Annotated in this window: 7 protein-coding genes; 2 read left to right on the top strand and 5 right to left on the bottom strand. The window is 40.3% G+C overall.

Translation table 11 applies throughout. The annotated features are described in order from the left end of the window. Positions 1 to 62: 62 nt before the first annotated feature. Positions 63 to 1,082, bottom strand: coding sequence for an acyltransferase (locus FQV28_RS11220; protein WP_146496540.1), 1,020 nt, complete (start codon positions 1,080 to 1,082; stop codon positions 63 to 65). A 1,063-nt stretch (positions 1,083 to 2,145) separates the two neighbouring features. Between FQV28_RS11220 and FQV28_RS11215 the strand changes: the two genes are divergently transcribed. Next, on the top strand, positions 2,146 to 2,913 hold the full coding sequence (locus tag FQV28_RS11215; protein ID WP_146496538.1) for a C40 family peptidase: 768 nt from the start codon (positions 2,146 to 2,148) through the stop codon (positions 2,911 to 2,913). Between the two features lie 769 nt (positions 2,914 to 3,682). After that, a complete protein-coding gene (locus tag FQV28_RS11210) occupies positions 3,683 to 4,732 on the top strand; it encodes a C40 family peptidase (RefSeq protein ID WP_146496536.1) in 1,050 nt (349 codons plus the stop codon). Between the two features lie 304 nt (positions 4,733 to 5,036). On the opposite strand, the gene FQV28_RS11205 is transcribed toward FQV28_RS11210, so the two are convergent. The 4 genes from FQV28_RS11205 to FQV28_RS11185 all read right to left on the bottom strand — a co-directional run. After that, positions 5,037 to 6,398 (bottom strand): S1C family serine protease, encoded by a 1,362-nt coding sequence (locus FQV28_RS11205; RefSeq protein ID WP_255472904.1) that lies wholly within the window; start codon positions 6,396 to 6,398, stop codon positions 5,037 to 5,039. Positions 6,399 to 6,633: 235 nt separating this feature from the next. Beyond that, a complete protein-coding gene (locus tag FQV28_RS11195; RefSeq protein ID WP_146496531.1) occupies positions 6,634 to 7,293 on the bottom strand; it encodes a hypothetical protein in 660 nt (219 codons plus the stop codon). A 256-nt stretch (positions 7,294 to 7,549) separates the two neighbouring features. Beyond that, the gene (locus tag FQV28_RS11190) at positions 7,550 to 10,360 is read right to left on the bottom strand and encodes a peptidoglycan recognition protein family protein (protein ID WP_146496529.1); all 2,811 of its coding nucleotides are present in this window, start codon (positions 10,358 to 10,360) and stop codon (positions 7,550 to 7,552) included. A gap of 215 nt (positions 10,361 to 10,575) precedes the next feature. Continuing rightward, on the bottom strand, positions 10,576 to 12,168 hold a 1,593-nt coding region (locus tag FQV28_RS11185; protein WP_186763847.1), incomplete at its 5' end, for an N-acetylglucosaminidase.

Here is a 12,168-nt window from a genome sequence, read left to right as displayed (position 1 = left end):
ATTTTAAAGTAAGTTTCTTCTATATAAATAGAAAAATAAAAAGCACACGCGAGGTGTGCTTTCTACGGAACGATGTATTTGATGATGGGTATTTTCTGCAAGATCAGAATAATGCCAAATGAAATAAAGTAAATCAAAACCCAGAGGAGCGGAATGCCGACTACCGCATTGATCGTATAAGCGTCTATGCCAAACCATAAGTTCAAGTACACTTGCACAAGTGGATGAATCACGTAAATGCCGAGTGTTGCGAGACTGAGCTTGGTGATCAGCGGATTCGGTTTTATTCGCGGAGCCAACTGTTGGAACAGGACGAAAATGAATAACGTAATCGCCATCGAATTCGGACGGAAATGCTCATAGAAGAAGCCATCGAATTCCCCCGCCCTGTTTGTCCAGTAAAGGTTGCCGAAAAGCGTCACAAGAATGCCCGCTGCGCCCAAGACACCGAGCAGCGGCAGCCATTTTTTTGAAATGGGGTACAGGAACAAATACGCTCCAAGCATAAAGTAGCCGATGTAAGGCTCGAACATTCCTGCTGGAAAAGCCATTTCGAGCTGATAGTATTTTTCCAGCACCGGGAAGATGCCGGAGAACAAAAACCAGAACCCAAGAAAGTACAGGAATGTTTTTTGGCTCATGTGGTGGACGAGGATCCGAAGAAACGGCGCCATCAAGTAAAGGCCGATGATCGTATAGAGGAACCACAAATGAAAGTAAATATCTTCTCCGAAAAACAATTGTACCGCTTCCATCGCCGTGTATGAACGGCCCTGTTCGAAAATTCGGTATAAAAGATAAATGCCGCTCCAGAAAAAAAGCGGAATAAAGGCTTTTGCCAACCGCTTTTTCAAAAAATCCCAAACCGGCTCATCCGGCTTTCGCGTCAGCAGCAATGCTCCGCTTAACATAAAAAAGACCGGCACACACCAGCGGAGAGTCGAACCAAGCGCATGGGCGTACTGCCACTGCCATTCGGTCGGCGGTATATGGTTGACGACACTTGAAACCACATGGATGCCCACCACAGCAAAAATCGACAACACACGGAGCCAATCCATGTAGTCGTACCTTTTCGCCATTTGTGCACCCCCTTTCTCTTAGATGTTTTATATGTATTGGTGTCAGTTTTCCTTTCCCCCACCTTTGGGAAGATGAAACTTTTAGGATGTGGCGAGTTTTTGAGTGAGTTCCAACTTTTTGGAGGCGAGTTCCAACTTTACTCGAGTGAGTTCCAACTTAGTGGAGATGAGTTCCAACTTTTCGCTTGCGAGTTCCAACTTTCTTGGTGCAAGGGCTTGATGGGTGATCGGCATTCGCGGCTGCGGATGCCTTGTTTTTGCAACTTGGCTCTTCGCAGCTGTGTGAGGCTTTCATCTTCCGCATTTGAATAATGTATTTACCAGCTTAAGTCATTGTACTAGAAGAAAAAGAAAATTCTTCTATATAAGAAGCACAATTGTCCGGAGGAAATGGACATAAGGAAACAAGAAAACAAACAATCTGTGTAATAAGAAAATTGCATTATATTAAAAATACCATTTTTAAATATTGAAATAATATTTTTTTGAGTGAAATTACAGGCAAATTTTTAATATAAAATAATATTTTTCTCCTCTTATTCTGGAGCCAACTTGAATGTTATTCTAGTAACAAGAACTGTCTTAATACAGGTGGTCTTTCCGACTGTTTCAGATCCAGGAGCAAAAAAAAGGCTTTTATTTCTTTATGCTGAGAGTAAAAATTTGTAAATTACGTAGAAGTCTACGTATAGGGAAATAGATTATTTTTTATTTTATTTTTTAGTATTATTATCATCATAATTACCAAGTAATTAGAAATTTACATACTATTAAAAGAAAAAATTACCAATAATTATGTTAAATTCCATACGGTTTTTTGCACAATTTCTTTTCTTTCCCACCTTTTTCTCTTTTCAAACATTTTTTCTCCCTCTTCTAACCTCTCAAAAACCCCGTTAAATCAACGTTTTCAAGCAATAAATGTTATTGTCATACAACTGTAATATAACTGCAATCGAATTAACATTGTTTTTAACAGTTCTACCCCCTATAGTAAGTAGCAGAGAACGAAACACCTAATCCTATTCTTGGATAACATAAAACGTTAGGGGAAAAACAATCAATGAAAAAACTAGTCTTCACAATTTTAGCAGCAGGTTCATTGGTCTTATCTAACTCAGCCACGGATGCAGAAGCGGCGATCAACTCTACTTCAAACGCTAACACAGCGGTCGCATATGAAACTTCAGTTAACACACAAGATGTTGAGCAAGTTGCTTCAAGTAAAGCAGTTGCCATGTCTGGAACATATAAATTCAAATACAACACAAACGTCCGCCAAGATGCGGGCACTAAATACAAAGTTGTCGTAGTCGCTAAAAAAGGCGCAACTGCTACAGCAACCCATAAAAAGACAGTCAACGGACAAACTTGGTACAAAGTGAAAACCGGTTCTAAAACTGGTTGGGTTTTGAGCACTCTTGTTTCAAAATCTTCAACTGCTAAAAAAGTTACTACAGTATCAAGCTCTTCTTCACTAGATTCTAAAGTTGTGTCAACAGCTTTATCTCTTAAAGGAATTCCTTACGTATTTGGCGGAACTACAACATCAGGTTTTGACTGCAGCGGATTCATTCAATACGTATTCAAAAAAGCAGGCAAAAACATTTCACGCACTACCCTTACTCAATACGCTGAAACCAAAGCAGTTTCTTCTCCGCAACCAGGAGATTTAGTATTCTTTGCGAACACTTACCGCGCTGGGATCTCTCACGTCGGGATCTACATCGGCAACAACCAGTTCGTACACGCTGGCGGTTCTAAATCAGCAGTCGTAAGCTTGAATGATTCTTACTGGGGTTCTAAATTCCACAGCTTCAGAAGCTTCTAATAAATACAGTTAAAGCCAACACCGAAAATTCGGTGTTGGCTTTTTTGTATCTTATGGGCTTTTGTGAATAGAATAAGTCGTCTGGCCGAAGGTTGAATTTTTACATGAACAAACGAGATTTCGACATGTCTTTACTAATTTTTCATTGAACCGACTCCAATATCCGCTTCCCCTCAAACCGCAGAGTTTTAAATGTATATATAGAAGAAACTCATTTTTCCTTCGGCCGCTGCATTCACTTGCCACAAAGCCCAATCATTCAATCAACAAAGGCATGATAATATTTGGTTGTTTTATTAAATAATCAATAAATTAGTTTGGAATAACTTTCCCGGCAATTTTCTCCTAAATAAAACTTTCTCTTTTATAAAAAAGCCGTTTCCTTGAATTATCAGATAGTTCCAATGACCCTTTTCGATTAGTCGCTCTTCCGCCTTTTTTCTTGAATCCAGTCATACCAATTTTTAAAAACCACCTATTAGATTATATATTTCAAGCTTATTTTTCTTGAAAATATGAATTGAAACAGATTAATTTTCCTTTAAAACTGTTTAATATATCCTTTTTTCACAGTTTCTAAACATTTATTCTTTTCTTCAAAACCTTGTTATAACAGCTTTTGTAAGCGGTTTTTTATTTCGTAACACAATTGTAATACTTTCGAAATGTCACTGACATTGTTTTTTGTGCCCAAAGTCCCTATAGTGGTTAACAGAGAGAGAACACTTAATCCTTATTCTGGGATAACAAAAAACGTTAGGGGAAAACAATGAGAAAATTATTCTTTACAATGTTAGCAGCAGGTTCATTGATCTTATCTAACTCGGCCACAGATGCAGAAGCGGCGATTCACTCTAAAACAAATGCTATCACTACAGCAGTCGCAAACCAGTCAATAACTAGCGAGCAAAACTTGGATGTCGAGCAAGTTGCTTCAAGCAAAGCTACAAAAATGTCTGGAACATATAAATTCAAATACAACACGAATGTCCGCCAAGATGCGGGCACTAAATATAAAAAAGTCACCCTTGCTAAAAAAGGTGCCACGGCAACCGCTACTTATAAAAAGAAAGTCGGCAGCCAAACTTGGTACAAAGTAAAAGTCGGTTCGAAGTCCGGTTGGGTTTTAAGTACACTTGTTTCGAAAACAACTGTGAAAAAAGCGGCTACTAAAACTACCGCTAAAAAAGCTTCATCTTCAAGTAAAGCAACAGCAAAATCAGGCACTTACAAATTAAAGTACAATACGAATGTCCGCCAAGATGCGGGCACTAAATACAAAGTCGTAACTGTCGGTAAAAAGGGTGCTACAGCTACTGCATCCCAGCAAAAGAAAGTCGGCAGCCAAACTTGGTACAAAGTAAAAGTCGGTTCTAAATCTGGTTGGGTTTTAAGCACATTGCTTACCCCTGCTACAGCTAAAAAAGCTTCTAGCACTGTGAAAAAGGCTTCTAGCTCTTCATCAATTGACTCTAAAGTTGTTTCTGAAGCATTAGCTTTAAGAGGAACACCGTATGTATTTGGCGGTACAACTACTAGAGGATTTGACTGCAGCGGATTCATCCAGTACGTATTCAAACAAGCTGGAAAATCTGTGTCACGTACTACACTTACTCAGTACGCGGAAACACATGCAGTTTCTTCTCCGCAACCAGGAGATCTGGTATTCTTCGCGAACACTTACCGCGCTGGCATCTCTCACGTGGGGATTTACATCGGCAACAACCAGTTCGTACACGCTGGCGGCTCTAAAGCGGCTGTCGTAAGCTTGAACGATTCTTACTGGGGCAAGAAGTTCCACAGCTTCAGAAGCTTCTAAAAACATTAAACGGACCGGCTGTCGATTTTTCGATAGCCGGTTTTTTCTTTCTTGAATCGCTTCTTACTGGTGTGGTGCGAGAAAGTCATGCAGCAATGCGAGAAGCACTTGAAGAAACCTTTGTTCGTCACCTAAAAAACAGGAAACTGCATGTAGAAGGTTTGCGAGTTCATGTAAGAATACACTAACTTCATGAAGCAAATTTTTCCAGCCGTTTCCCCTTCCCCTCCCAACTCCACCTTCTCCACTCCTCTTCCATTTTCCATAAGCAAAAAGCCCGGGGATCGATCCCCGGGCTTTTTGCTTATTCTTGATTGTCTTCAATTGTTTCGATCATGTAATCGCCGTATTCGTCAATGATGACCGTATATCGCTTATTGTGCGTGATGGTGGCTGTTTCATCATTTTCTGGACTATGGAAAGTGAAGACGGCTTCCGCTTCGATAACGGCCTCTTCTTCGCCAATTTCAATGTTCTTGATGGTCGGCTTGACGACGTCGAAGATTCGGTCCTCTATTGCCAGTTCTTCAACAAGTTTCTTGCCTTCTGTTTCTCCTTGGCTTCCTGGAAGCAAGTAAGATTGGTAATAGGTTATTTGCTGGTCATTCAATGAGTACGGGATCAGCTCGTAATAGGCCTCTATAAAGCTCTGTAAGAGCTCTTCATCAAAGTGGGCATCTTTGACATCCGGCAGCACTACTTCGCCTTCTTCGTACTGCATCGGGTTTTTGACCCATTCGTTCAGTTGGTCGATGACCGTGTAGATTGGAATGGCGTAGCCGATGTTCGGATCATCTTCTAGAATAATCGAGTTGATGCCTAGGATGCGTTCGGATTCTGCTGCAATCAACGGTCCGCCGCTTGAACCTTTTTTGATGGTTGCGTCCATTTCGTATAGATTCTTGTATTCGTAATCGTCCGAGAAGTTTTTGTTAACATCCGTGATTTTGCCTTCTGTTGCGGTATTGCTGATGTTTTCAGGGCTTCCAAGGGCGAATACTTCCGTGCCTACATCCACTTGGGACATTTCCATCTCCATCGGCTCTTTCCCCGCCAAGGCATCCACGCGAACGAGTGCAACATCTGTAGTTTCCGATATCCCGATTACTTGTCCAGAAAATTCCTGGCCGTCGCTGTTCGTCAGAACGACATATGACGCATCTTTGACCACGTGGGCGTTTGTTAAAACATCTCCTTTTGAGTTAAATAAAAACCCGGAGCCTTGCTCTAAGTCTGTGTAAATTGTATAGACGTATGATTTTGCATTGGCAATCGTTGTTGATAAATCTTTTTTCGGTGCCACTACTGGCTCCGTGCTTTCGATCACTTCGGGAACCGGCTCTGCCGCAGGTTCTTCTACAGGTTCTTCTGCAGGTTCTTCCTCAGTCGGTTCAGCCGTTTCCTCTCTCACATCTTCTACAGTGCCTTCTATCGGAGGCTCTGGCGGCTGCAATGTTTCAATGTCTTCTTCCGCTATTTTAAATCCGGCGTACGTTTTTCCGGCAAATGAATCTTGTTTGCTGACCAGCTGTGCTGACGAATCAGGCGTAGCAACTAAAAAGTAGCTCCCCAGTCCGATAGCCGCTAATAAAATAAAAGACCATATGGCCATGAATATGCGTTTTCTCGTTTGAGCGGATTTTCTATTTTCCAATCGCTTGTTCATATGTTCAACTCTTTTCATCTTTAGTGGTCAAGTAATAGACGTTCTAAAATCCTTATAGTTTCATATTAAATTAACAATTAAGCAACTTGCGCAATTGTTACTAGGACAAGAGAAATTTACAATTCCTCGAACTAATATAACAAAAAGAAGATGGATAATCAATTTAATTTTTGCTCCATGCAAAAAGGCTGAATCACCTTTTAAAAGGTTTCCAGCCTTCTTCTATCGTTATTAGTTAATTGGAAACAACGGTATAGCTTCCAAGATCCTTCATCGAAATGGTGAATGTTTTGCCGCTTTTCTTCCCTGCTGTGTTTTTCCATTGTCCGTTGGCTGCTTTTTTTGCGCCTTTTAAGTTTTTCGCACTGCTGCTTACGTTGAATGCCAGTTTGGCTGCAGGAGAAAAGTTGACCGATTTGTTATTTCCGCCTACGTTTTTCACACCGATTGAAATCTGATCAGTTACAGCAGTACGGTTGCCGACTTTATTTGCGTAATCGTATCCGAGCTGCAATGTGAATGCATCTCCTGCTGCAGCTACAATTTCCCTTACATTGTCAGCTGAGAAAGTCAAGTCCGCTGGGGACATATCAATTTCTAACGGTTTTTTGCTGACAAGAAGTTTTGCAACTGTCACTTCGCTGAAGTGGATGGCCAAATTGCCATTATCATCCGCCACTCCCGCAACAACGACCGCTGTCTTACCGGAAAAACTAGGATCTGCTTCTTGCTTGCCTGGAGTAGACGGACCACCAGGGCCAACTACTACAAACATTGGCTCTTCCTCTGTTTGTTGAGCTTCTCCTGCCGCAAGCGGCGATAGGCCAATTGGCAAACTGACAGACAAGAACAATAGGAAACTTGCTAATAACTTGCATACCACATGTTTTTCCAATGATTCCACCTCTTCATTATTATCGGGGTTGTAAACAATTATACAAGTTTCTGGAAGAAAATGATGATATTTTTTTGATTTTTCTAACAACTATACTATTGTCATAAGTAGTTTGAAATTTTTTCATGAAACCTATGAATGTAGACACTATTAATATTTATGCAAACTCGTTTAACTTTTGTATGTAATAAAATTCCAAAGTTTCATTTCATCAAAAAGAAGCACGCTGAGCAATTCAGCGTGCCTCCTTTATTAGTCATCTGTTTGTGTTTAAGGATGTCTGGTGGATCCAAACAGTCTTGCCATTCAATGTGCCGCGGTACCAAATTGCGCTTCCGACTTTTTCAGTCAGATTGACTTTGAACGTTTGGTTTTGAAACGAGCTTAAAGATTGGTAAACGTAGTCCTTAGACCCGCCCCATGCTTTGCTATAGCCGCTGCCTGTTCCTTTAATGTAAAACGTCTTTGCTGTTTTATCAATTGTCACATGCGTTTGCGCTGAGATATCAGAGGCCTTCGCCCAACCGACAACCCCGCTCGTGCTGCTCGGGTTGTTGCTTAAAAGGTAGTAGGTGACTCCATTTAATACAGCTTCTTTTTTAATATAATAGACGGCGTGCGTATAAGTGGTTCCTGCCGTTATTGAATAAGCTAAATCATCTATATTTGGATAAATTTTTACACCTGTACTATTTAAATGTCCTAATTTACTTGTACGTGATGCCTGAGCTTGCGTAATGTCTTTTGAGTGGACCCAAGCTGTTTTTCCATCAATAACTCCCCGGTACCAAATCGATTCTCCTACTTTTTCTGTTAGGTTGATTTTAAATTCTTTATTTTCGTACGAACCGAGCTGGCTAGCAACTAAATCCTTAGAGCCGCCCCACGCTTTGCTGTAAGCTTTGCCAGTTCCTTTGAAGTAGAACGTTTTAGCTGTTTTATCTACACCTACATGAGCCTGCACTGAAATATCCGATGCTTTCGCCCAGCCAACAACACCACTTGTGGTGCTAGGATTTTTGCTTAGAAGATAATACCTTTCACTATCTTTTACAGCTTCTTTCTTTATGTAGTAGACGGCATGGGTATAAGTTGAACCCGCCGTCAAAGTTTTTGTTACGTCTTCTAAGTTTGGATAAATCTTAACATCGCTATTTTTAATATGGCCAAGCTTACTTGTAGTATTGAAACTAGTTTTTACAGCTGCTTGTTCAGTTAAAAGATTCTTCGCTTCAATCCATACAGTTTTGCCATTCACTATGCCTCGGTACCAAATTGCACTTCCTACCTTCTCGGTTAAAAAGACCTTGAATTCATGGTTTGCACTATTAGCTAAACTTTTGTAGAAATAGTCTTGTGAACCGCCCCACGCTTTCGTATAAGCGCTGCCCGTCCCTTTTACATAGAACGTCTTGGCGTTTTTGTCCACCGTTACATGAGTTTGTGCTGAAATGTCCGATGCTTTCGCCCATCCAACCACACCGGTTGTGCTGCTTGGGTTTTTGCTTAGCAAATAATATGGCACGCCATTTTTTACCGCTTCTTTTTTGATGTAGTAGACTGCATGCGTATAAGTAGTTCCAGCTGTGATTGATTTAGACAAGTTAGCGAGATCCGGATAAATTTTCACTGCTGTACTTTTAATATGGCCTAACTTACTTGTATTAGACATTCTTGTATCTTTCAGATTCTTTTCCTCAATCCATACAGTTTTGCCATTTACTACTCCCCGATGCCAGATGGTGCTTCCTACTTTTTCAGTCAAATTGACTTTGAATTCTTTATCTGTACTGTTGACAAGGCTCTTATAGAAATAGTCTTGTGATCCGCCCCACGCTTTCGTATAAGCGCTGCCCGTCCCTTTTACATAGAACGTCTTAGCAATTTTGTCTACTGTTACATGAGTTTGTGCTGAAATATCTGATGCTTTCGCCCATCCAACCACACCGGTTGTGCTGCTTGGGTTTTTGCTTAGCAAATAATACGTAACTCCATTCATTACGGCTTGCTTTTTAATGTAATAAACTGCATGCGTATAAGTTGTACCTGCTGTGAAAGATTTGGATTCAGTTAATTTTGGATAAATTTTTACTGTTGCGCTTTTAATATGCCCTAGTTTGCTTGTGGTTGTTTCTTTTGGGGCTGAGACAGGTGTTACTGGTGCTGTACCCGCCATTTGTTTGTATTTTAATTGTACAAGTTCAACAAACTCAGACCAGTTGTAACCATATTTCGCGAAATAACCGTGTGGGTCAACATGAGTTGTTCCACCCAAGATTTTTGTAACATCTGAATGAGACCACAAAGTTCCTGTCCCATCTTTAGGATAAATTGAAGTTGCCTTTGCAGTACTAACTCCTAATTTGTTTTTATATAAAATGCTTGCAACATAAGTAGCATAATTGTCAATTGATCGTGCAAATTTATCAAACGTATGGACCCGCACGAGTTCCACTTGGGCAAATCGCTCGTTGCCATAGCGTCCTGCGCCCCAAACACTGTAATTGGTTGGATGAATTTCAATAATGCGTTCGTGATCTACAAATGCATGAACAAAAGCATTTTGCCAATTTCTTGTCATATAATCTATTTCATTGATTATTGTAGAAGAATCATTCGCTGTTTCATGTGCAACAACGCCTTCTACTTTTCCATATCCACCACGGTAATTCATTTTCAGGAAAGCTGGTTTATAGTCATATTCTATTTTAGCTGTAGTGAATTTATTTTTAGCGATATAATCATTCACATTTTGATAGGCCGACCGTGTCATTGCACCTTCTGGAACTTCTTCTTCATGGCCTTCTCCTTCTGCATGGCCGTGACCATCTTCGAACACGCCATCTCTCCAGCCTTCAGGAATGTATTGAAGTTCTTCTTCACTCAATTCGCTGATATCTTCTCCATGGACCATAGTGCCTTTTTTAATACCAAATTCATTGTATTCATCAGATTCCGCAGTACTTTCTTGAATGGTGTCCTTTTCCGTGTCTGCTGCTAAAAATTGTGCCGGGAACAAAGAGCTGCAAAGTAAAAAAAACGTCATCAAGATAATTAATTTCTTCATTTTTTCCTCCAAATTTTTAATTAAAGATGCTAAGTCTTATAGTTTATGCACTTTTCCTATGATTCTTGGCTGGATTTTACATAAGTTACTTTTATAAAATCTATTAATAAAAGAAAGGGAAGAAATAGCTTTGAACAAATGTATTCACTATTTCTTCATAATAAGATATTTATTAATCTAAGAAATTTTAAGTTTTTTATATTTTTAGGTTTAACTTACTTATATTCGGGAATATCTAATGTAATTGTGTAAGAATCTAACATACTATACAAAGATCTCATCCGTGCGGTTTGCTTGTCAGCCCAACCGATGTCAGATGCGTACTGATGCGTTGCAGGTACCGCTGGGTTCCAGCGCATTTTGTAAAGAGTATCCTGGCCTTTCTTTAAATAGTTTGTGCTAATGAAATTAGCAGCCCCTTCTATTGCTTTTTCAGGGGAAAACCAGCCAGAATTATAGGCTTTAATAGCACCCGCAGCCAAAGCATTGCCATCAACTGCACCTACACCGAACATATTGTAAGTTGTTTTAATATCACTAAGGCTTGAGCGGTTAGCAACCGTTACTACTACTAATTGGCCGACCGCATTTTTTCCGACCTCTACACCGCTTGCAAGTGGTGAAGTTCCTTGTCCGGTTTCTAATAAAGCGTGCGAAACCAAGTAAACTTCGTTTACACCATATTGCTTGCCAGCATTTATAAAGGTCTGGCCGTGACCTGTTAATATTCCTTTTCCAACCAGTACTCTGTTTAATTCTATCGTTGATACCCCAGCACTTGATGATAATAACAAGTGTTGGAACTTATCGTTATTACTTGGATTCAGGTATTCTGCGACATCGCTTCGAGTTGGATTTCTCCATGCATTGTAGCTAATTTCATGCCATGCGGTGCCTTTTTTCTTTATCGTCACCCCTGTTCCTGCAGCAAGAGTTCCGTAAACATGACTGGTTCCACTTTGTGCACTCATGACATTTGCTTTTGCAATGATTGCCGTGGGATTTACTACAGATGAATGTGCGTATAACGTTTCTCCAGCATATTTAATTTCATACCATTTTGTACTGCCTGAAGATAAGGCGCCCGGAACTTCTCTCACAATTGTTACAGGTGTTCCTTTGCTTACAATATGCGCAATATTATCTTCAAATTTAGTAGCTCTACGTAAATTCGTTTTATCTGCAGTAATAGCTGCCCCAATGTTCGAACTAGCAACATAAGCAGCGCTATTTCTATATTTATCAGTTTGTTGCAAAACGCCCATTTGTTTGGTTAAAGCTTCCTCAAATGTATGAGTATATTTGCTGTATATCGTTTGTATTTTGATCAAATTATCTTCATGAATCCAGACAGTCTTTCCACTAAGCACACCTCGATACCACACATCATCTCCTACTTTTTCTGTAAGATTGATTGCGAATGCTGCATCTTCTAACGATGCCAAACTGCTAATAACCAAGTTTTTGTTCCCACCCCATGCTTTTGAATAAGCGCTGCCTGTTCCTTTTACATAGAATGTTTTCGCTTCTCTATCTACTCCTAGATGAATTTGGACCGACATATCTGAGTTCTTAACCCAACCAACTGCCCCCGATGTGCTGCTAGGGCTGCGACTGATCAAGTAGTATAGATTGCCATTGTATTCCGCCTGTTTTTTGATGTAGTACACTTCGTGCGTATGGTCTGTTCCCGCTTCGATGGCATCTGCGGAATTTGCATAGTCTTTGTAAATTTTAACGGTTCCGCTGTTCAGGTGGCCGAGTTGGCTTGTGCTGCTTTCCAAGCCGACCGCTAAGTCCGTTTCGTG

This window comes from Planomicrobium sp. CPCC 101079, from assembly GCF_007859275.1.
Lineage (GTDB): Bacteria > Bacillota > Bacilli > Bacillales_A > Planococcaceae > Planococcus.
Note: the sequence above shows the minus strand (reverse complement) of the source record. Positions and strands in the feature narration are given on the sequence as shown.